This is a genomic window from Enterobacteriaceae endosymbiont of Donacia tomentosa (assembly GCF_012571135.1).
In the GTDB taxonomy this organism is placed as follows: domain Bacteria; phylum Pseudomonadota; class Gammaproteobacteria; order Enterobacterales; family Enterobacteriaceae.
The window spans coordinates 351,869-373,079 of sequence record NZ_CP046216.1 but is presented as its reverse complement, the minus strand read 5'-3'; the positions used below and the strand labels follow the sequence as shown (position 1 = coordinate 373,079).

The 21,211-nt window shown below is 26.0% G+C and carries 20 protein-coding genes, 4 tRNA genes, 2 rRNA genes and 1 other RNA gene; 16 read left to right on the top strand and 11 right to left on the bottom strand.

Annotated features, from left to right (window positions below; translation table 11 throughout):
• Nucleotides 1-19 precede the first annotated feature (19 nt).
• The 6 genes from GJT88_RS01820 (at nt 20) to GJT88_RS01795 (ending at nt 3,595) form a co-directional block, all read left to right on the top strand.
• Nucleotides 20-2,950, top strand: a 23S ribosomal RNA gene (locus GJT88_RS01820).
• 56 nt (nt 2,951-3,006) lie between these two features.
• Nucleotides 3,007-3,122 (top strand): 5S ribosomal RNA (rrf, locus tag GJT88_RS01815).
• Between the two features lie 77 nt (nt 3,123-3,199).
• Nucleotides 3,200-3,272 (top strand) — tRNA-Thr (locus GJT88_RS01810).
• Between the two features lie 49 nt (nt 3,273-3,321).
• A tRNA-Tyr gene (locus GJT88_RS01805) sits at nt 3,322-3,403 on the top strand.
• A gap of 10 nt (nt 3,404-3,413) precedes the next feature.
• A tRNA-Gly gene (locus GJT88_RS01800) sits at nt 3,414-3,487 on the top strand.
• A 33-nt stretch (nt 3,488-3,520) separates the two neighbouring features.
• A tRNA-Thr gene (locus tag GJT88_RS01795) sits at nt 3,521-3,595 on the top strand.
• Between the two features lie 30 nt (nt 3,596-3,625).
• Here the strand turns inward: GJT88_RS01795 and metF are convergent.
• Nucleotides 3,626-4,534 carry a methylenetetrahydrofolate reductase [NAD(P)H] gene (gene metF / locus GJT88_RS01790; RefSeq protein WP_168895228.1) on the bottom strand — a complete coding sequence of 303 codons (909 nt, stop codon included), beginning with the start codon at nt 4,532-4,534 and terminating at the stop codon, nt 3,626-3,628.
• 124 nt (nt 4,535-4,658) lie between these two features.
• On the opposite strand from metF, the gene crp reads away from it, so the two are divergent.
• Complete coding sequence (crp, locus tag GJT88_RS01785; RefSeq protein WP_484488982.1) at nt 4,659-5,300, top strand: cAMP-activated global transcriptional regulator CRP; 642 nt, start codon at nt 4,659-4,661, stop codon at nt 5,298-5,300.
• Between the two features lie 33 nt (nt 5,301-5,333).
• Here crp and trpS read toward each other — a convergent pair whose 3' ends face one another.
• The 10 genes from trpS to rpsF all read right to left on the bottom strand — a co-directional run bounded on the left by trpS (nt 5,334) and on the right by rpsF (nt 13,507).
• Nucleotides 5,334-6,335 carry a tryptophan--tRNA ligase gene (gene trpS / locus GJT88_RS01780; protein WP_168895226.1) on the bottom strand — a complete coding sequence of 334 codons (1,002 nt, stop codon included), beginning with the start codon at nt 6,333-6,335 and terminating at the stop codon, nt 5,334-5,336.
• A gap of 46 nt (nt 6,336-6,381) precedes the next feature.
• Entirely contained in the window at nt 6,382-7,059 is a 678-nt protein-coding gene (rpe, locus tag GJT88_RS01775) for a ribulose-phosphate 3-epimerase (protein WP_168895225.1), read from the bottom strand.
• Between the two features lie 32 nt (nt 7,060-7,091).
• Nucleotides 7,092-8,186, bottom strand: a complete 1,095-nt coding sequence (aroB, locus tag GJT88_RS01770; RefSeq protein WP_425482957.1) for a 3-dehydroquinate synthase — start codon at nt 8,184-8,186, stop codon at nt 7,092-7,094.
• A gap of 43 nt (nt 8,187-8,229) precedes the next feature.
• Entirely contained in the window at nt 8,230-8,754 is a 525-nt protein-coding gene (gene aroK, locus GJT88_RS01765; RefSeq protein ID WP_168895223.1) for a shikimate kinase AroK, read from the bottom strand.
• Between the two features lie 286 nt (nt 8,755-9,040).
• Complete coding sequence (htpG, locus tag GJT88_RS01760; protein ID WP_168895222.1) at nt 9,041-10,921, bottom strand: molecular chaperone HtpG; 1,881 nt, start codon at nt 10,919-10,921, stop codon at nt 9,041-9,043.
• 99 nt (nt 10,922-11,020) lie between these two features.
• The gene (dnaX, locus tag GJT88_RS01755; RefSeq protein WP_168895221.1) at nt 11,021-12,118 is read right to left on the bottom strand and encodes a DNA polymerase III subunit gamma/tau; all 1,098 of its coding nucleotides are present in this window, start codon (nt 12,116-12,118) and stop codon (nt 11,021-11,023) included.
• Between the two features lie 49 nt (nt 12,119-12,167).
• Nucleotides 12,168-12,262: signal recognition particle sRNA small type (gene ffs / locus GJT88_RS01750), an RNA gene on the bottom strand.
• A gap of 78 nt (nt 12,263-12,340) precedes the next feature.
• Entirely contained in the window at nt 12,341-12,790 is a 450-nt protein-coding gene (gene rplI, locus GJT88_RS01745) for a 50S ribosomal protein L9 (protein WP_168895220.1), read from the bottom strand.
• 36 nt (nt 12,791-12,826) lie between these two features.
• Complete coding sequence (gene rpsR / locus GJT88_RS01740; protein ID WP_168895219.1) at nt 12,827-13,054, bottom strand: 30S ribosomal protein S18; 228 nt, start codon at nt 13,052-13,054, stop codon at nt 12,827-12,829.
• A gap of 90 nt (nt 13,055-13,144) precedes the next feature.
• Nucleotides 13,145-13,507, bottom strand: coding sequence for a 30S ribosomal protein S6 (gene rpsF / locus GJT88_RS01735; RefSeq protein ID WP_168895218.1), 363 nt, complete (start codon nt 13,505-13,507; stop codon nt 13,145-13,147).
• 163 nt (nt 13,508-13,670) lie between these two features.
• Here rpsF and ung point away from each other — a divergent pair, with 163 nt between their 5' ends.
• From ung to fusA, 9 genes are all read left to right on the top strand, one after another.
• Nucleotides 13,671-14,354 (top strand): uracil-DNA glycosylase, encoded by a 684-nt coding sequence (gene ung / locus GJT88_RS01730; protein WP_168895217.1) that lies wholly within the window; start codon nt 13,671-13,673, stop codon nt 14,352-14,354.
• A gap of 253 nt (nt 14,355-14,607) precedes the next feature.
• A complete protein-coding gene (asd, locus tag GJT88_RS01725) occupies nt 14,608-15,714 on the top strand; it encodes an aspartate-semialdehyde dehydrogenase (RefSeq protein ID WP_168895216.1) in 1,107 nt (368 codons plus the stop codon).
• Between the two features lie 174 nt (nt 15,715-15,888).
• A complete protein-coding gene (gene fkpA / locus GJT88_RS01720; RefSeq protein WP_168895215.1) occupies nt 15,889-16,740 on the top strand; it encodes an FKBP-type peptidyl-prolyl cis-trans isomerase in 852 nt (283 codons plus the stop codon).
• A 109-nt stretch (nt 16,741-16,849) separates the two neighbouring features.
• Nucleotides 16,850-17,245: a sulfurtransferase complex subunit TusD gene (tusD, locus tag GJT88_RS01715; protein ID WP_168895214.1), complete on the top strand. Its 396-nt coding sequence runs from the start codon at nt 16,850-16,852 to the stop codon at nt 17,243-17,245.
• Entirely contained in the window at nt 17,245-17,610 is a 366-nt protein-coding gene (tusC, locus tag GJT88_RS01710; RefSeq protein ID WP_168895213.1) for a sulfurtransferase complex subunit TusC, read from the top strand. The genes tusD and tusC overlap by 1 nt, the downstream gene beginning before the upstream one ends.
• A 15-nt stretch (nt 17,611-17,625) precedes the next feature.
• Nucleotides 17,626-17,925 (top strand): sulfurtransferase complex subunit TusB, encoded by a 300-nt coding sequence (gene tusB, locus GJT88_RS01705; RefSeq protein WP_168895212.1) that lies wholly within the window; start codon nt 17,626-17,628, stop codon nt 17,923-17,925.
• Between the two features lie 66 nt (nt 17,926-17,991).
• Nucleotides 17,992-18,363, top strand: coding sequence for a 30S ribosomal protein S12 (gene rpsL, locus GJT88_RS01700; protein WP_168895211.1), 372 nt, complete (start codon nt 17,992-17,994; stop codon nt 18,361-18,363).
• A 54-nt stretch (nt 18,364-18,417) separates the two neighbouring features.
• Nucleotides 18,418-18,888 carry a 30S ribosomal protein S7 gene (gene rpsG / locus GJT88_RS01695; RefSeq protein WP_168895210.1) on the top strand — a complete coding sequence of 157 codons (471 nt, stop codon included), beginning with the start codon at nt 18,418-18,420 and terminating at the stop codon, nt 18,886-18,888.
• Nucleotides 18,889-19,068: 180 nt separating this feature from the next.
• Nucleotides 19,069-21,186, top strand: a complete 2,118-nt coding sequence (gene fusA, locus GJT88_RS01690) for an elongation factor G (RefSeq protein WP_168895209.1) — start codon at nt 19,069-19,071, stop codon at nt 21,184-21,186.
• The last annotated feature ends 25 nt before the right edge of the window (nt 21,187-21,211 follow it).

Below are 21,211 nucleotides of genomic sequence, written 5' to 3'. Positions count from 1 at the left end.
AGACGATTGTGGGTTGTAAGGTTAAGTAAATAAGCGTATATGACGGATGCCTTGGCAGTCAGAGACGATGAAGGACGTGCTAATCTGCGAAAAGCGTCGATAAGTTGATTTGAAACGTTATTAGTCGACGATATCCGAATGGGGAAACCTAATATATTTAATAATATATTATCGTTATTTGAATATATAGAATAACGAAGTGAACCAGGAGAACTGAAACATCTAAGTATCCTGAGGAAAAGAAATCAATAGAGATTTCCTTAGTAGTGGCGAGCGAACAGGAAATAGCCCAGAGATATACTTGATTATTATATTAATAGAAATGACTGGAAAGTCATACAATATAAGGTGATAGTCCTGTATATGAAAATATATTAATTAAAATCTCAAAGAGTAAAACGAGACACGTGAAATCTTGTTTGAATATAGGGGGATCATCCTCTAAGGCTAAATACTACTGACTGACCGATAGTGAACTAGTACCGTGAGGGAAAGGTGAAAAGAACCCCGGTTAGGGGAGTGAAATAGAACCTGAAATCATATACGTACAAGCAGTAGGAGCATTGTTTTAATAATGTGACTGCGTACCTTTTGTATAATGGGTCAGCGAGTTATATTTTGTAGCAAGGTTAACTGTATAAGGAAGCCGTAGGGAAACCGAGTCTTAAAAGGGCGTTAAGTTGCAAGATATAGACCCGAAACCCGGTGATCTAACCATGAGCAGGTTGAAGGTTTGGTAATTCTTACTGGAGGACCGAACCGACTAATGTTGAAAAATTAGCGGATGACTTGTGGTTAGGGGTGAAAGGCCAATCAAACCGGGAGATAGCTGGTTCTCCCCGAAAGCTATTTAGGTAGCGCCTCGTGTAATTCATTTTCGGGGGTAGAGCTCTGTTTCGGTTAGGGAGTCTTCCAGACTTACCAATCCGATGCAAACTTCAAATACCGAATAATGTTATCACGGGAGACACACAGCGGGTGCTAACGTCCGTTGTGGAGAGGGAAACAACCCAGATCGCTAGCTAAGGTCCCTAAGTTATAATTAAGTGGGAAACGATGTGGGAAGGCATAAACAGCCAGGATGTTGGCTTAGAAGCAGCCATCATTTAAAGAAAGCGTAATAGCTCACTGGTCTAGTCGTCCTGCGCGGAAGATGTAACGGGGCTAAATTATACACCGAAGCTGCGACAATAAAGTTTTTATTTATTGGGTAGGGGAGCGTTCTGTAAGTTGCTGAAGATAAATTGTAAAATTTATTGGAGATATCAGAAGTGCGAATGCTGACATGAGTAACGATAAAATAGGTGAAAAACCTATTCGCCGAAAAACTAAGGGTTCCTATCCAACGATAATCGAGGTAGGGTAAGTCGATACCTAAGATGAGGCTGAAAAGCGTAATCGATGGACAACAGGTTAATATTCCTGTACTTAGTATTATTGTGATGGGGTGACGAAGAAGGTTAAATTATCCAGGTGATGGTTGTCTTGGTTTAAGCGTTTAGGTGAATTACCTAGGAAAATCCGGGTAGTTAATATAAACACTGAGGCGTTATGACGAAGTACTTCATTGTACTTAAGTAATTGATACCATGCTTACAAGAAAAGCCTCTAAGCTTAAATAATATTAAATCGTACTCTAAACCAACACAGGTGGTTAAGTAGAGAATACTAAGGCGTTTGAGAGAACTCGGGTGAAGGAACTAGGCAAAATGGTGCCGTAACTTCGGGAGAAGGCACACTGATATTAGGTGAAGAAATTTACTTTTTAAGCTGAAATCAGTCTAAGATAATAGCTGACTGCAACTGTTTATTAAAAACACAGCACTGTGCAAACACGAAAGTGGACGTATACGGTGTGACGCCTGCCCGGTGCCGGAAGGTTAATTGATGGAGTTATCGTTTACGAAAAGCTCTTGATCGAAGCCCCGGTAAACGGCGGCCGTAACTATAACGGTCCTAAGGTAGCGAAATTCCTTGTCGGGTAAGTTCCGACCTGCACGAATGGCGTAATGATGGTCAGACTGTCTCCACCCGAGACTCAGTGAAATTGAAATTGCTGTGAAGATGCAGTATACCCGCGGCAAGACGGAAAGACCCCGTGAACCTTTACTATAGCTTGATATTGAATAATGAATATTAATGTGTAGGATAGGTGGGAGATAATGAAGTATTAACGCTAGTTAGTATGGAATCGTCCTTGAAATACCACCCTTTAATATTTATTATTCTAACCTAAACCCGTTATCCGGGTTAGAGACAATGTCTGGTAGGTAGTTTGACTGGGGCGGTCTCCTCCTAAAGAGTAACGGAGGAGCACTAAGGTCAGCTAATCACGGTCGGAAATCGTGAGATTAGTGCAAAGGCATAAGCTGGCTTAACTGTGAGAACGACAATTCAAACAGATGCGAAAGCAGGTCTTAGTGATCCGGTGGTTCCATATGACAGGGCCATCGCTCAACGGATAAAAGGTACTCCGGGGATAACAGGCTAATACCGCCCAAGAGTTCATATCGACGGCGGTGTTTGGCACCTCGATGTCGGCTCATCACATCCTGGGGCTGAAGTAGGTCCCAAGGGTATGGCTGTTCGCCATTTAAAGTGGTACGCGAGCTGGGTTTAGAACGTCGTGAGACAGTTCGGTCCCTATCTGTCGTGGGCGTTGGAAGATTGAAAGGGTTTGCTCCTAGTACGAGAGGACCGGAGTGAACGTATCTCTGGTGTTCGGGTTGTCATGCCAATGGCATTGCCCGGTAGCTAAATACGGAAAAGATAAGCGCTGAAAGCATATAAGTGCGAAACTTGCCTTAAGATAAGTCTTCCCTGGATATTTATTTATTTATGAATATCCCTGAAGGGACGTTAAAGACTATGACGTTGATAGGCTGGATGTGTAAGCATAGTGATATGTTGAGCTAACCAGTACTAATAAACACCCGTGAGGCTTAACCTTACAACACCAGAATCGTTTGATYAACTATTAACTTAACTTATTTAAATTAAATTTATCCTGGTATATATAACGCAATGGTACCACCTGATTCCATTCCGAACTCAGAAGTGAAACGTTGTAGTGCCAATGGTAGTGTGAGGTTTCCTCATGTAAGAGTAGGTAAATACCAGGATCAGTTATAGTATTATTATTATCAGAAAAAACTTTATAAATTTATTATAAATATTTTTAGTTAAATTTAAATAATATGCCGGCTTAGCTCAGATGGTAGAGCAACTGACTTGTAATCAGTAGGTCACCAGTTCGACTCCGGTAGCCGGCATAGTAATTGTTGGTTTTATAAAAATTTGGTTTTTGATATTACTTTTTATGGTGGGATACCCAAGTGGTTAACGGGAGCAGACTGTAAATCTGTCGTCATAGACTTCGAAGGTTCGAATCCTTCTCCCACCAAAGTTATTATGCAGACATCGTATAATGGTATTACCTCAGCCTTCCAAGCTGAAGATGCGGGTTCGATTCCCGCTGCCTGCTCCATTAGATTTGTATGTTTTATATTATTATTTTTTTGCTGATATAGCTTAGGTGGTTTAGAGCACATTCTTGGTAAGAATGAGGTCCCCAGTTCAATTCTGGGTATCAGCATTGTTTTTTTGATTATTTTCTTTTTTTTAGTTAAATAATATCTAAATAAAGACAAATAGCATGGATGATATCAGGTTGATTTAAAGTGTAAAAGTGAAAATCACATACACCCTCACTTTTCAGTTTTTGAATCATATTTAAAGTAATAATTATTCCTAATAATTTAGGTATATTTGTATTTTGTGGTGGTATTTTTCTAAATATATTCCCTATATGGGGGGGAATTGTTATGTTTGTCATGTTTATAAATTTTTTCAATTGTTTTAAATTAATTATTGGTAAAATACCAGGTATAATATTAATGTTTATTCCTTTTAAAATACAAAGATCCCTAAACCTTAAATATGTTTCTATATTAAAAAAAAACTGAGTAATGGCTTTTGTTGCTCCTGCATCAATTTTTCGTTTTAAATTATTAAGATCTTCTGTAATATTTTTTGATTCTGGATGCATTTCAGGATATGCAGCAACTGAAATATTAAAATTGGCTATTTTTTTTAAAAAATAAACTAAATCAGAAGCATATATCATATTATTATTGTTTTGTAAATTTTTTGCATTAAAATTTTTATCACCCCTTAAAGCTATTATATGTCTAATTCCAATATCCCAATATTTTTTTGCAATATTATATAACTGATCATTATTCATATTTATACATGTTAAATGAGGAACTAATTCTATATTAGTAATTTTTTTAATTTTTTTGATGATATTAAAAGTATTATTATTGTAAGAAAAATTTGTATTTTTATATGTTACTGAAATAAATTTAGGTTTAAATTTAATTAGTGTATTAATAAATTCCCAAAATATAAAAGAATTATTTTTATTTTCATTAGGAGGAAAAATTTCAAAAGAAATATTAATTTTACTTGACAATTGATTATTGTTATATTTACTTATATATTTTTGTTTGTTTATATCAAAATAATTCATTTTATGATTCTACAATTTAATTATTTAATTTTATTTTAAATAAAAGAAAAAAATGCATATAATATTATATTATTATATTTTATAAAAAAAACAAAATTATCTTTTCTGTGTAATAAAAAAAAGGATGGTACTAATGATTTTTAACCCTTTAAAAGATTCAACTTTAGAATGGTTTTTATCTTATTGTCATATTAAAAAATATTGTTCTAAAACAATTTTAATTAAACAAGGTGATGTTACAAAATATTTGTATTATATTTTAAAAGGGAGTGTTGTGATTTCAATTAAAAACAAAAAAGATGATAAGGAAATTATATTAAATTATTTAAATGCTGGTGATTTTTTTGGTGAGTTAGCTATTTTTAATAATTCTTATAAAGAAATTACATTAGTTAAACTAAAAACGGATTGTGAATTAGCAGAAATATCTTATAAAAATTTTTATAATTTAATTAAAATTAATTATGATATAGTAATGAAAATTTCTTCACAAATTGTTAATAGATTACAAATTTTATCAAAAAAAATTAGTAGCTTGGCTTTTTTAGATGTTACTCACAGAATTTCTAAAACATTACTAAATTTAGCTAAGTCCCCAGAAGCTATTACCCATCCAGATGGAATGCAAATTAAAATTACTAGACAGGAAATAGGTAAAATAGTTGGTTGTTCTAGAGAAACAGTAGGTCGTACACTTAAAATTCTTAAAAATCGTAATTTAATTTATGCTCACGGAAAAACAATTGTAGTTTTTGGTACTCGATAAATATTTTTTTTTAAAAATAAAACATTTTATAATCTATATTTTATATAATCCAATAGCATTAAAGACTTTATCTATACTAACATTAGCATATTTTTTTGCTATTTCTGCTCCAGAAAAAATAATATTATTTAAATATTTTTCATTTTTTCTATAAAAATAATATTTTTCTCTTATTTCTTTTAAAAAAGAACAAAGTTCCTTTATCAGATATTTTTTTAAATCATTATATGTTTCATTTTTTAATTCTACTTCTAATTTTTTTATAGAAATCCCAGTAATATTTGATAATATATTAAGTAAATTAGAAATACCTGGTTTGCGATATAAATCGTATTTAATAATAGAAGGATTATCAGAATCAGTAATAGCATTGTTAATTTTTTTTTTTACTAAAATATCATCGTCAAATAAACTAATAAAATTATTAGTATTAATATCAGATTTAGACATCTTTTTTTTAGGATTTAATAAGGATTTAATACAAAATCCATTTTTATTAATAATTGTTTCTGGAATTTTAAATATGTTTCCATAAATTGAATTGAATCGACGAGCAATATTTCTAGTTAATTCAATATGTTGAATTTGGTCTTTACCAACTGGTATTTTATTTGTTTGATATAATAAGACATCAGCAGCCATTAATACAGGATAATTAAATAAACCAATATTTACATTTTTGTTAGAATATTGTTTTTCTTTAAATTGAGTCATTCTTTTTAATTCACCAAAATTAGTAAAACAATTTAAAACCCAGTTTAATTGTGCATGTTGAGGTACATGTGATTGTATAAAAATAATACTTTCTTCAGGTTTAATACCGCAAGCTAAACAAATAGATAAAGTGTCTAATATATTTTTATTTAAAATATATTTTTCTGGACATATCGTAATAGCATGAAGATCTGCTATACAATAAATACAAAAATATTTTTTTTGTAATATCTTCCACTGACTAATAGCTCCAATATAATTTCCTATTGTTATACAACCTGTGGGTTGTATTCCACTAAATACTATCTTTTTTTCTGTCATATCATATATACTTTACATTTTAAAATTTATTAATTTAAATTAAATTTTATTTTTTTATTTTATCTAATTCTATTCTAATATTTCTTATTGTTTCTTTATAAGAAAATTGACTTTTAAATATAGCTGACCCTATTACAAAAATATTCGCTCCAAATGTAGCTATCTTTTTTATGTTTTCAAGATTTATTCCTCCATCTACTTCTAATAAAATTTTTCGTTTTCTTTTATTAATAATTTTTTTAACCTTACTAATTTTCTTAAAAATATAAGGTAAAAAAGTTTGTCCTTCGAACCCAGGATTTACAGACATAACTAATATTAAATCTAATTCATCAATTAAATAATCTAAATAATATAATGGTGTTGATGGGTTAAAAGCTAATCCTACTTTACAACCATGTTCTTTAATTAAAGAAATACTACGATCAATATGTTTCGTACTTTCAGGATGAAAACTAATGATATTTGCTCCTGCTATTGCAAAATTCATAATTAAATCGTCTACAGGTTGACTCATTAAATGAACATCAATTAAAGCTTTAATACCATATTCACGTAAAGATTTTAAAACTAAAGGACCAATAGTTAAATTAGGAACATAATGATTATCCATTACATCAAAATGTATTATATCTGCTCCTGATTTAATAACATCATTGATTTCTTTACCTAAATAAGCAAAATTAGCAGATAAAATAGATGCTGAAATTAAAAATTTTTCCATTCTACAAATAATTCGGTTATTATAATCATTTTTTAATACATTAAATTTTGAGATTTATTAATAGCTTTAGCAATAATTTTTTCAGAAATATTATCACATATAATTGCTTTCCCTATTTTGATTGGTAAGATAATACGTATTTTATTTTTGTATATTTTTTTATCTCTGTACATATGTTTTAAATATTCAGTTACATACATATTTTTTGGTCCTTTAATCGGTAAATTACATTTTTTAAATAAATTAATTATTCTTTCTATATCTATATTGTTTAAAAAATTAAGTTCTTGTGAAGTAAAAGATGCAATAACGATCCCGGCCGAGATAGCTTCTCCATGTAACCAAACCCCATACCCTAACTCAGATTCTATTGCATGACCATATGTATGACCTAAATTTAATAATGCTCTTTTATTTTTTTCATATTCATCTTCATTAATTATTTTAGATTTTATTTTACAACATTTACTAATGCAGTAAAATATAGCTTTTTTATTTAAATTAAATAATTTATTAATATTTTTTTCTAGCCAACAAAAAAATTTATTATCGAAAATAATACTATATTTTATAACTTCAGCCATCCCAGCAGCAAACTCTCTTTTAGATAAAGTATATAAACAATCTAAATTAATAATCACAGAATTAGGTTGATAAAAACTTCCTATCATATTTTTACCTAAAACATGATTAACAGCTGTTTTGCCACCAATAGAAGAATCTACTTGAGCAAGTAAAGTAGTAGGTATTTGTATAAAATTTATCCCTCGTTGATAACTTGATGCTGCAAATCCAGTTATATCACCAATAACTCCCCCTCCTAATGCAATTAGAGTACTATCTCTATTATGTAATTTTTCTAATAATGATGTAAAAATCATATTCATAGTCAGTAATGTTTTATATTTTTCACCATCAGGAAGAACAACATAATCTATTTTTATACCAATGTTATTAAGTTGATTAAAAATTTTTTTAAAATATAAAGAGAAAATAATTTTATTAGTCACAATCATAACACGATCACCATTATTTAATGTAGTAAATGGCAAAGGACTATCAAATAAATTATAATCAATAATAATTGGATAATTATGTTTTTTTGTTGCAACTAAAATAGTTTTAATCATATATTAATCCTTTTTTTATCACAAAAAATTAAATTAACTATTAATTTTTTTCTAATAGGTTAATAAGTTGATTAGCAACTATTTTAGCACTTTGTTTATCTGTTTTAATTATAATATCGGCTATTTCATTATATAAATGATTTCTTTTTTTTGCTAAATTTTCTAATACCTGTTGAGCTAATTCATTTTTATTATTTAAAAGAGGTCTTTTTTTATCTCTTTGAGTACGCATTAATTGTTTTTCTATTGTGGTTTTTAAATAAACTACTATACCTCGTGAAGATAAATATTTTCTTGTTTCTTCTGATTGAATCGAGCCACCTCCTGTTGCTAATATAATTCCTTGTTTTTTAGTAATTTCATTAATAATTTTTTTTTCACGTTTTCTAAAACCTTTTTCACCTTCAACATCAAATACCCAATTAATATCAGCTCCAGTACGACGTTCAATTTCTAGATCTGAATCAAAAAATTCCATATTTAATAAATTAGCTAAATGTCGTCCTATTGTACTTTTTCCGGCTCCCATAGGGCCTATTAAAAATATATTTCTTTTTTCTGCCATCGTTTTAATATTACTAATTTAAATTATTGTTAATAAAATTCTTATTTCTTTATTTTTAGGAGAAATAAGATATATCTTGTATATAAAATTTTTAAAAATTAACTTAAAAATAAAAATAAGATATTTTAAATTAAATCATAAAATTAAATTTTTAAATAGTAAATAATTTATTAAGTATCAATTTACTTAAAAATAAAATTATTTTCTATAATAAAAAATATAATTTAAAATTATAAAGAAATAGATAAGATAATACTAAGATTATTATCTCATCCATTATTATATCTTATATTTTAGATAAAAATGTATTAATACGATTAATAAATTTATTTGGATCTTCTAAAGTACCTTTTTCTGCTAAAATAGCTTCGTCTAATAATAAATAAATAAATTCAGAAAAATACTTTTCATTTTGGATTTTTAAAGCTTTTTTTATTAAAACATGATTAGGATTTAATTCAAAATTATATTTTATTTCTGGAGTTTCTTGACCTGCAGCTGCAAATAATTTAGCCATTTGAGTACTCATTTCATTTATATCTGTAGTAACAATAGCTGGTGTTTTTACTAAACGAGTTGTTAGACTTACTTTTTTAATTTTATCCCCTAATAAATTCTTTATTTTACTTAATAAGGGATCAAAATTTTTTTTAATTTGATCAAAATCTGCATTATTGTCTTTTTTTATTAATTCGTTAAGTGTATCATCTTGTTTACTAATTGATTGAAATGATTTTCCTTGAAATTCAGTAATATAACTCATCATCCATTCATCAATATGATCAGTTAATAATAATACCTCAATATTTTTCTCAGAAAAAAACTCTAAATGTGGACTACTTTTTGCTGCTAAATAGTTATCGGATGTTAAAAAATATATTTTTTTTTGTTCGTTAGGCATTCTATTTATATATTCTTCTAAAGAAACAGTTTGTTTAGAATTATTATTATATGTTGATGCAAAGCGTAATAGTTTAATTATCGTATCTTTATTTTTAATATCTTCAGCAGGTCCTTCTTTTAGAATTAAACCAAATTTTTTCCAAAAATTATTATATATTTTTTCTGTTTTAGAAATATTCATTAACATGTTAAGAATTTTTTTGGTTAATGTAATTTTCATGTTATGAATAATATTATTTTTTTGTAAAATTTCTCTAGAAATATTTAGCGGTAAATCATTAGAATCAATTAATCCTCTTACAAATCTTAAATATTTAGGTAGTAATTGTTCTGCATCTTCCATTACAAAAACTCTTTGTACATATAACTTTATTCCATTTTTATGATCACGATTTCTAATATCCCAGGGAACATTCGAAGGAATATATAATAGACTAATATATTCTTGTTTACCTTCAACATGACTATGATTCCATGTAATTGGGTCTGTATTATCATATGTTAGTTGCTTATAAAATTCTTTATATTCAATTTCACTAATATCTGATTTATTACGTAACCAAATAGCTTGTGCTTTATTTATTTGTTCCCATTTATATTTTTTTTCTTTTTCATCGTATGTTTTTATTTCAATTGGTAAAGAAATATGATCTGAATATTTACTTACTATTCCCTTTATACGCCATATATCAAGAAATTCTTCATGTTTAGGACGAATATATAAAGTAATTTCAGTACCTCGTAATTCTTTATTTATATTAATAATTGTATAATTTCCTTCTCCTGTTGATTCCCACAAAATTCCTTTATTGAAAGGCATGCCAGCAGCTCTAGTTTTTATAGAAACTTTATTAGAAACAATAAAAGCAGAATAAAATCCAACTCCAAATTTTCCTATAAATTTTTTTGCTTCTTGTTCTTTATTATTAATATCCTTTAATGATTCTATAAATTTTTTGGTTCCAGATTTTGCAATTGTACCTAAATTTTCAATAATTTCTTCCCGAGTCATACCGATACCATTATCGGTAATGATAATTTTTTTTTCTTTTTTATTTATGGTAATTTGTACTTTTAATAAAGAATTATTTTCATATAAATCAGGATTAGATAAAGCTTTAAATCTTAATCTATCGGCAGCATCAGAGGCATTAGATATTAGTTCTCTTAAAAAAATTTCTTTATTAGAATAAAGAGAATGAATCATTAAATGTAATAATTGTTTAACTTCAGATTGAAAATTTAAAGTTTCTTTTTTTTGCATAATTGTTTTCTCTTATAAATAAAATATAAAAAATTTTTTTGATATATAAAATATTAATAATACAATTATCTTTTATTTAATTTCTATGTAAAATATTTATTAATTAAAATATATTATTACTTCTAATATGATTATTTCAAAACCTGTTTTACTATTTGGTGCTAAATATAAATTTTTTCTGCCTATATTAAATACTTTATATAAAAAATTTATCTCTTTAATTGTAAATTTATTCAAAATTTTTTTATAAAATTTTTCATCATTATTCGAGTTAAAATATTGTAAAGAATATTTTGTATTTATATCCTTTAATATTTTTACTTTTAATATGTTATGTAATAACATTAGTATATCTGAGATAATATTATCCCAATTAACATTAAAAGAAGCAATTTTATTAATTAATTCAAAAATCAAATTATTATCTTTCATTTTAAAGCTATATATTAGTAACAATAAATATTTTTTTTCAACTAATCCTAACATCAAATAAACATTTTTAATTGTTAAAGAACCCATAGATATTAATTGATCTGTTAAACTTAACGCGTCTCTCATGCTACCGTTAGCAGCATTAGATAAAATATCTAATATTGATACATCGTATTTAAATTTTTCTTTATTTAAAATTTTTTGTAATTGTTTATAAATTATTTTTTTACTAATTAATTTTAAATGAAATTGTAAACATCTAGATATAATAGTAATGGGTATTTTTTCTAGTTCAGTTGTAGCAAATATAAATTTTACATGAGTAGGAGGTTCTTCTAAAATTTTTAATAAAGCATTAAAACTATGTTTTGATAACATATGAAATTCATCAAAAATATATATTTTATATCTACCTTTTACTGGTGTATAATTAATAATTTCAATTATATCTCTTATCTCTTCAACTTTAGTTTTAGAAGCCGAATCTAGTTCAATTACATCCAAAAAAGTATTTTGTTTTATAGAAATACAATTATCGCATATATTACAAGGATTTGGTGTTATCCCCTTTATACAACTTAGCCCCATAGCAAATATTCTTGCTATTGTAGTTTTTCCAACTCCCCTAGAACCAGATAATATCCAAGCTGGGTGAATATTTTTTTTAGATAAACTATTTTGCATTGCTTGCACTATGGGATCTTGCCCAATAATATCATCAAATGATTGAGGACGCCATTTTCTAGCTAATACTTGATAAGTCATTTTTATTATGAAAAATTTATATACATTATGATAATTGAAGATATAATAAAAACGCAATTATTTTTTTCACATATTATATTTGTTACAGCTGCTTCTTTCCAGACCTGACTGAGTTCACAAAATAATATTGATTAAATAATTGCGTTTAATATAATTGAACATTATTGTAATTAAATATCATTAATTAGTCAATAAAATATATTTATAGAGTATAGTAAAATTTTAAATATTAATTATACTAACTATTTTTTCAATAAAAATTTTCTCATGGAAATGAAAAGAAACACTATAATCTCCTATTTGTTTTAATGATCCTTTTGGTAATTTTATTTCTTTTTTAAGAATGTCAAATCCCATTTCTTTTAATTTATTTACTATATCTTTTCTTCCTATTGAACCAAATAACCTACCTGTTTTACCAGCTTTAGATTTTATTATTATTTTATTTATATTATTAAATTTTTTTAATCTTAATTCAGCATTTTTAAAAACATTTAATGATTGTATTTTTAATTGTAAAAGTTGTTTTTTTAATAAATTAATATTATTTTTTGTTGCAGAAATACATTTTCCTTTTGGAATTAAAAAATTACGTGCATATCCAGATTTTACATTTATTATTTGTGATTTTTTTCCTAAATTAGGAATATTCTCCAATAAAATTATTTGCATGATTTTATGACCTAAATTATCTAAACATTAGAAAAATTATTTATGATGATCAGTATAAGATATTAAAGATAAATACCTAGCTAATTTAATTGCTTTAGTTAATTGACGCTGATATTTTGCTTTAGTACCCGTAATCCTACTAGGAACAATTTTCCCGCTTTCAGTAATAAAGTTTTTTAAAATATGGATGTCCTTATAATCAATTTCTTTGATTCCTTCGGATGTGAAACGACAAAATTTACGACGACGAAAATAACGTATCATTTATACAACTCCAAATAGTATAAAAAATAATCAAATACTTAAAAATCTGCATATAAGATAAAATTTTGTTTGTTATTAATTTATTTTAATTTATATTGTTTTTACAATATCATTACGTCGTTCTTGACGTTCATCTTTAGATTTCAAAATATATGATACATCTTTTCTTTCTGTTTTTGTTTTAATTATAAGATATCTTATAATTTTTTCATTATTTTTTATATTCTTTTCAAGATTTTTGATTAAATTATGGTTTAAAATAATATTAATTAATATATAATGTGCTTTATGTAACTTTAGTATGGGATAAGACAGTTGTCTTTTACCCCAATCTTCTAATCTTGTGATTGATCCTTTATTATTTTGTATAAAATTTTTATAATATTTTAAAATATCATTTATTTGATTACTTTGGTCTGGATTGATCATTAAAACTATTTCATAATATCTCATACCAATAATTTTCCTTATGGAAAGAAGTTTTTAAAAATATTAAAAACAAGGAATTAAATTAATTTTAATAAAATTATCTTTTATTTTAAAACATTAATAATAACATAAGAAAGTTTCTTTTATAAAGAAATTTAACAAATTATATTTATAGAGATAATAATACATGATTAAACATAAAAATATTATATGGCAAGATTTATTAAAAAAAGAAAAAAAAAAAAGATACTTCATATCATTAATAAAAAAAATTAATACAGACATTAGTAATGATAAAATTATTTATCCTAAAAAAAAATATATTTTTAATATTTTTAAAAAAATAAAATTTGAAAAAATAAAAGTAGTTATCCTTGGACAAGACCCATATTATGGTATAAATCAGGCAAATGGACTAGCTTTTTCAGTTATGCCAGGTATAATTATACCACCTACACTAAAAAACATTTATAAAGCTTTAAAATTCGATATAGTAAATTTTAATATTCCAAATCATGGTTATTTAATTGACTGGGTCACTCAAGGAGTAATGTTATTAAACAGTATTTTAACTGTTGTAAAAGGACACCCTTATTCACATTCTAATATAGGTTGGGAAATATTTACAAATAATATTATTAAAATGATAAGTGATTACCATAAAAATATAGTTTTTTTATTATGGGGTTCTTATGCACAAAAAAAATCTTTATTAATAGAAAAAGAAAAACATTTAATTTTAACTACTTCTCATCCTTCACCCTTATCTTGTTACAAGGGATTTTATTTTTGTAAACATTTTTCTAAAACAAATAAATATCTCATTGATAATAAAAAAAATCCTATTAATTGGAATATAAAAAATATTTAGTAAATATATCAAAAAGTATTTTAATAAAAAAAATTATAAAAAATATTTTTTTAAAAAAATATTAAAACTTAATTTTATTAAATAAATTAACATTTTTTATATTATAATTTTTCTTTATTAAGAAAGATATTTTTTATAAAAAATAATATTATTGTGTTTAATAACAATTTGAATTGTTAAATAATATTTAAATAAAAAACCATTCTTATGGTAAGTACAATATAAATAACAATATTTATTTGTGAGGATTACAATGAAAACTGTCGGTTTTATTGGTTGGAGAGGCATGGTAGGGTCTGTATTAATTAATAGAATGATAAAAAAAAAAGATTTTGACGGTATTAATGCAATTTTTTTTACAACATCACAACATGGAGGCACTATCCCTTTAAATATTAAAAATAAATGTAGAATATTACAAGATGCCTATAATATTGAAATTCTATCTTCATTAGATATAATTATAACATGTCAAGGTAGTGAATATACAAATAAAATTTATTTTCAGTTACGTAAAAAAGGATGGAATGGTTATTGGATAGATGCAGCTTCTAATTTAAGAACGTTAATAGATTCAGTTATTGTTTTAGATCCAATAAATTTAAATCTTATTAAAAAGAAAATAAATATGGGGATTAAAACTTTTGTAGGAGGTAATTGTACTGTTAGTTTAATGTTAATGTCTCTAGGAGGATTATTTAAGTATAATTTAGTTGATTGGATATCAGTATCTACATATCAAGCTGCATCAGGGGCTGGATCTAAATTTATGAAAGAATTAATTATACAAATGGGATATATATACAATCATATATCTCATCTAATTAATGATGCGTCTGTTTCTATTATAGATATTGAAAGAAAAATTTCAACATTAATGAATAATACAAACTTTCCTAAAAAAAATTTTTTAGCGCCTTTAGTTAATAATTTAATTCCCTGGATTGATAAAAAAATAAACAATGGACAAACAAAAGAAGAATGGAAAGGAACATTCGAAACTAATAAAATCTTAAATACAAATACAATTATACCAATTGATGGTATATGTGTAAGAGTAGCTACTTTACGCTCTCATAGTCAATCATTTACTATAAAGTTAAAAAAAGATTTATCTACAGATAATATTACAGAAATATTAAATTCTCATAATAAATGGGTTAAAATTATACCTAATAACTATAGTGATACTATTAATTTACTTACTCCTTCATCTGTTAGTGGAACATTAAGTTTATCTGTAGGTAGAATAAAAAAATTAAATATAGATAAAAATTGTTTTTCAATATTTGCTGTTGGTGATCAACTACTTTGGGGAGCTTCTGAACCTTTAAGAAGAATGTTAAAATTATTAATTTAAGTTGTTTAAATAATTTTTTCAGAAAAATAATATATTTTAACTTGTTTTTTTTTTGTATTAAAAGTAATATTTTATATAAAATAAGATGGTTGATTATCTTGTTTTATATTTAAAATTATAAAATTTATTATAATTTTAAGAAAACTAATCTTATCAGATATTTATGGAGAACCAATGAGATTTTTTAATAGAAAAAAAACATCAATACTAATGATATTACTTTTAAGTATTGGTCTAGGTGCTTCTAGTGCCATTAATGCTGCTGTACCTCTATATAGAGGTAAAAATGTAAAATTATGGAAACAGAAAAATAAAAGCATTAAAACAAAAATTATTAAAAAGAAAAATCCAAGATTAAAAAGCCAAAAAAAACAATTGTTTAAAACTGCACAACAAAGAATGTCTTATGCTTTAGGTGTGTCTGTAGGAAAGTATTTAGAGGATTCACTTGAGTTACAAAATAAATTTAAAATTAAGTTACAAAAAAATCTTCTTATTCAGGGTATTCAAGATTATTTAAATAAAAGAATTAAAATGTCTAATCAGGAAATAGCAACATCACTTAGTTTATATGAATCAGGCATGAAAAAATTTTCAGAAAAAGAAATAAAGAATAAAGTAAATAAAAGTAGTGTACAAGCTCAAAATTATATTAAAACATTTTTAAAAGAAAAAAATGTAAAGAGAAGTTCGACTGGATTATTATATCAAATAAAAAAAATGGGATCTGGAAAAAGAATTATCAAAAGTGATGTAATCGTTGTTGTTAATTATAAAGGTACATTAATAGATGGTACTGAATTTGATAATTCATATTTCAGAAAAGAGCCATTATTTGTAAATTTACAAAGAGTAATTCTTGGTTGGCAAGAAGGATTAAGATACATAAGAACTGGTGGTAAAATTAAATTAGTTGTGCCTCCTAAATTAGCTTATGGTCAAGAAATGATGCCTGGTATTCCAAATAATTCTACTTTAATATTTGATATTGAACTTTTAGACATAAAAAAACCATTGTCTAAGTAATAGAAAAATAAATCTGGTATATATTCCAAATGTTGGAAGGTAAATTTTTTTAAATATAAAATTAAGTATAAAATTATAATAAATAATTTTTTTGGTTATATGAAATAGTATGTTTTTTGTATTGTTAGTTACAGGAGCTCCATATAGCACACAAAATGCTTATTCAGCATATCTTTTTGCTAATGCAGTTATACAAAAAAAACATATTGTAAAAAGCATATTTTTCTATCGTGATGGAGTATATAATGCAAATAAAAATATTAAATTTGACAAAGATGAATTTAATTTAATTGATTCATGGAATAAATTAAGTATTAAGTATAGTATAGATTTATTTTTTTGTATTACATCTGCTATAAAAAGAGGTATAATCGAAAATAGTGATATAAATAATTTCTTAAATTATGGAAAAAATTGTGATATAATTAGTAACCAATTTAAAATCACTAGTTTAAGTACATTAACAAAATCTCTATTAACTTGTGATCGCTTAGTTCAATTTTAATGAATAAAATAGCATTTATGTTTTCAAGATCTCCTTACGGTAGTAGTATCGGAACTGAAGGGCTGGATACAGTGATTTCTATATCCTCATTTACTGAGGATATAGCTTTATTTTTTATGGGAGAGGGAATTTTACAAATAAAAAAACAACAACAACCAGAAAAAATTTTATTAAAAAACTATAGTATAAGTTTTAAAATTTTGAATTTATGTAACATCAGGAATTTTTTTGTTTGTTCTAAATCATTAGATATTTTAGGAATAAAAAACTATCAAAAAGATGATTGGGTTATACCTGTGAAAATTATGAATTATGATTCATGGAAAAATAAACTTAATTATTACAATATAATTTTAAATTTTTAGTCAATAAATGTATTTATGTTATATACCTTATTTAATTCACCATTATCTTGTAATTTTTCTTTGTTATTAAATTTTTTAAAAAAAAATGATGATTTACTTTTAATCCAAGATGGAATATTAGCTGGATTAAAAAATAGTATATCAATAAAAAAAATTATTAGAATTAGAAAAAAAATGAAATTTGGAATTTTTGGCATGAATAATGATATATTAGCTAGAGGCTTAGAAAATGATATTTCTAGTGAAATAATACGCATTGATTATAAAAATTTTGTTGATTTGATTATTAAAAATAAAAAACAAATAATATGGTAAAAATTTTTTATCATAAAAATAAATAATTATGTAGTAATAGTAAATATGCTAACTTTAGGAAAAATAATGTCCACAATTAATCAATTAGTTAGAAAACCAAGAATTCGTAAAATAGCTAAAACAAATGTCCCAGCACTAAATTCTTGTCCTCAAAAACGTGGAGTATGTATAAAAGTATATACGACAACTCCTAAGAAACCAAATTCTGCTTTACGTAAGGTATGTAGAGTTAGATTAACTAATGGATTTGAGGTAACTTCTTACATTTCTGGTGAAGGACATAATTTACAAGAACATTCTGTTATTTTAATAAGAGGTGGTAGAGTTAAAGATTTGCCAGGAGTAAGATATCATACAATTAGAGGAGCTCTAGATTGTACCGGTGTTAAAAATCGTAAAAAAGGAAGATCAAAATATGGGGTAAAAAAACCTAAATAACATTAGTATTATTTTACATAATTTTATAAATATTTTAGAAAAATGGAGTATCTTATGTCTCGTCGACGTATAATTAGTCAACGAAAAATATTACCAGATTCTCAATGTGAATCAGATTTATTAGCTAAATTTATTAATATAGTTATGGTGGATGGTAAGAAATCTATCGCGGAATCTATTGTTTATTCTGCATTAAATTTAATTGCAAAAGGATCTGGAAAAAATATAATAGAAGTTTTTTTAACTGCATTAGAAAATGTAAAACCAATTGTGGAAGTTAAATCGAGAAGAGTAGGAGGGTCAACATATCAAGTACCAATAGAAGTAAGACCTATACGAAGAAATACTTTAGCCATGCGTTGGTTAGTAAATGCAGCAAGAAAACGACAAGAAAAATCTATGATATTAAAATTAGCTAATGAAATATCTGATGCTATAGAAAATAAAGGAAATGCTGTTAAAAAAAGAGAAGAAATACATCGTATGGCAGAAGCTAATAAAGCATTTGCACATTATCGTTGGTAATAAATATTTAATTGTAAATAAAATCTAATTTATCTTAATTATTGTTAAAAATGAACCATTTAATCTATAAAATATGCTTGTAACCAATCAATATTACTTAATATTAGTTATTTTATTAAAAAAAATCATGTGCAACATATATAATTTTAGAATATTTATGTAATAAAATAGAGGAATAATATGAGTCGTACAACTCCTATAACACGTTATCGTAATATTGGTATTAGTGCACATATTGATGCTGGAAAAACTACTACAACCGAAAGAATTTTATTTTATACAGGGGTAAATCATAAAATAGGTGAAGTACATGATGGTGCTGCCACAATGGATTGGATGGAGCAAGAACAAGAAAGAGGGATTACTATTACATCAGCTGCAACTACAGCATTTTGGTCTGGAATGTTTAATCAATATAAATCGCATAGAATTAATATTATTGATACTCCAGGACACGTAGATTTTACTATTGAAGTTGAACGCTCTATGAGAGTTTTAGATGGAGTTGTTATGATTTATTGTGCAGTAGGAGGAGTACAACCTCAATCTGAAACAGTATGGAGACAAGCAAATAAATATAAAGTTCCTAGAATTGCTTTTGTTAATAAAATGGATCGCATGGGAGCAAATTTTTTAAAGGTAGTGAAACAAATACAAAATAATTTATCAACTGAAGCAATCCCATTACAATTACCAATTGGTTCCGAAAATAAATTTACTGGTATTGTTGATTTAATTCAAATGAAAGCTCTGAATTGGGATGATGAAAATCAAGGTATAAATTGTAATTATTCAACTATACCTATGAGCATGAAACAAGAAGTTCAATTATGGCACCAAAAACTAATAGAAGTAGCGGTAGAACAAAATGAAGAATTAATGGAAAAATATTTAAATGGCTTCACTATTTCTGAAAAAGAATTAAAATCTTCATTAAGGCAAAGAGTATTGAACAATGAAATTACTTTAATAACATGTGGCTCAGCTTTTAAAAATAAAGGAGTTCAATCATTATTAGATGCAATAATTGATTATTTACCATCTCCTATAGATATACCTCCTATACGAGGAATTGCAGATCAAAATTCAAAAGACTCCATTATTCGTAATGCTAATGATAATGAATTATTTTCAGCATTAGCCTTTAAAATTGCTAATGATCCTTTTGTGGGTAATCTAACTTTTTTTAGAGTATATTCAGGAACTGTTAGTAGTGGTGATGTTATTTTTAATCCAATAAAAGAAAAAAAAGAACGTATTGGAAGAATCGTACAGATGCATGCAAATAAAAGAGAGGAAATAAAAAAAGTTCATGCTGGTGATATTGCAGCTGCGATTGGATTAAAAGATGTTACAACTGGTGATACTTTATGTGATTTAAATAAATGTATTATTCTTGAAACAATGGAATTTCCTGAACCTGTTATTTCTATTGCTCTTGAACCTAAAACAAAAAATGATCAAGAAAAAATGGGTTTAGCATTAAATAGATTAATAAAAGAAGATCCTTCTTTAAGAACTTGGATTGATGAAGAAACTAACCAAACTATAATTGCAGGAATGGGAGAATTGCATTTAGAAATAATTGTTGACAGAATGAAACGAGAATTTAATGTTTCTGCTAATATTGGTAAACCACAAGTTTCATATCGTGAAACTATTAGAAATAGTGTGACTAACATTGAAGGGAAATATATAAAACAAACAGGAGGTAGAGGACAATATGGTCATGTAGTTATAGATATATCTCCAATAACATCTCAAGAAAATAGTAGTGGTTATTTATTTACTAATGATATAAAAGGTGGTGTAATACCTAGTGAATATATTTCTGCTATAGATAAAAGTATTCAAGAACAATTAAAATCAGGACCAATGGCAAATTATCCTGTAGTAAATATTTCAGTAAGATTACATTATGGATCTTATCATGATGTAGATTCTTCAGAATTAGCTTTTAAAGCAGCAGCAGCTATTGCGTTTAAAAATGCATTTAAAAAAGCTAATCCTATTTTACTTGAACCTATAATGAAAGTAGAAGTAGAAACTCCTGAAGAGTATATGGGTGATGTGATTGGTGATTTAAATCGTCGAAGAGGAATTATAGAAGGCATGAATGATATATCTACTGGTAAAATTATAAGTGCTTCAGTACCATTATCAGAAATGTTTGGATATGCCACTCATTTACGTTCTTATAGCCAAGGTAGAGCTTCTTATTCCATGGAATTTTTAAAATATATTGAAACACCTAATAGTATTGCAAAAACAATTATTGATTCTAGATCTAAAATTTAAAATTTTAATTAAATTATAAAAAATT

Excerpts from the sequence above, each read along its gene's own strand:
- metF (WP_168895228.1), bottom strand. The coding sequence starts at position 4,534 with ATGAATTATTTTGATATAAACAAACAAAAATATATAAGTAAATATAAC.
- crp (WP_484488982.1), top strand. The coding sequence starts at position 4,659 with ATGGTACTAATGATTTTTAACCCTTTAAAAGATTCAACTTTAGAATGG.
- trpS (WP_168895226.1), bottom strand. The coding sequence starts at position 6,335 with ATGACAGAAAAAAAGATAGTATTTAGTGGAATACAACCCACAGGTTGT.
- rpe (WP_168895225.1), bottom strand. The coding sequence starts at position 7,059 with ATGGAAAAATTTTTAATTTCAGCATCTATTTTATCTGCTAATTTTGCT.
- aroK (WP_168895223.1), bottom strand. The coding sequence starts at position 8,754 with ATGGCAGAAAAAAGAAATATATTTTTAATAGGCCCTATGGGAGCCGGA.
- htpG (WP_168895222.1), bottom strand. The coding sequence starts at position 10,921 with ATGCAAAAAAAAGAAACTTTAAATTTTCAATCTGAAGTTAAACAATTA.
- dnaX (WP_168895221.1), bottom strand. The coding sequence starts at position 12,118 with ATGACTTATCAAGTATTAGCTAGAAAATGGCGTCCTCAATCATTTGAT.
- rplI (WP_168895220.1), bottom strand. The coding sequence starts at position 12,790 with ATGCAAATAATTTTATTGGAGAATATTCCTAATTTAGGAAAAAAATCA.
- rpsR (WP_168895219.1), bottom strand. The coding sequence starts at position 13,054 with ATGATACGTTATTTTCGTCGTCGTAAATTTTGTCGTTTCACATCCGAA.
- rpsF (WP_168895218.1), bottom strand. The coding sequence starts at position 13,507 with ATGAGATATTATGAAATAGTTTTAATGATCAATCCAGACCAAAGTAAT.
- ung (WP_168895217.1), top strand. The coding sequence starts at position 13,671 with ATGATTAAACATAAAAATATTATATGGCAAGATTTATTAAAAAAAGAA.
- asd (WP_168895216.1), top strand. The coding sequence starts at position 14,608 with ATGAAAACTGTCGGTTTTATTGGTTGGAGAGGCATGGTAGGGTCTGTA.
- fkpA (WP_168895215.1), top strand. The coding sequence starts at position 15,889 with ATGAGATTTTTTAATAGAAAAAAAACATCAATACTAATGATATTACTT.
- tusD (WP_168895214.1), top strand. The coding sequence starts at position 16,850 with ATGTTTTTTGTATTGTTAGTTACAGGAGCTCCATATAGCACACAAAAT.
- tusC (WP_168895213.1), top strand. The coding sequence starts at position 17,245 with ATGAATAAAATAGCATTTATGTTTTCAAGATCTCCTTACGGTAGTAGT.
- tusB (WP_168895212.1), top strand. The coding sequence starts at position 17,626 with ATGTTATATACCTTATTTAATTCACCATTATCTTGTAATTTTTCTTTG.
- rpsL (WP_168895211.1), top strand. The coding sequence starts at position 17,992 with ATGTCCACAATTAATCAATTAGTTAGAAAACCAAGAATTCGTAAAATA.
- rpsG (WP_168895210.1), top strand. The coding sequence starts at position 18,418 with ATGTCTCGTCGACGTATAATTAGTCAACGAAAAATATTACCAGATTCT.
- fusA (WP_168895209.1), top strand. The coding sequence starts at position 19,069 with ATGAGTCGTACAACTCCTATAACACGTTATCGTAATATTGGTATTAGT.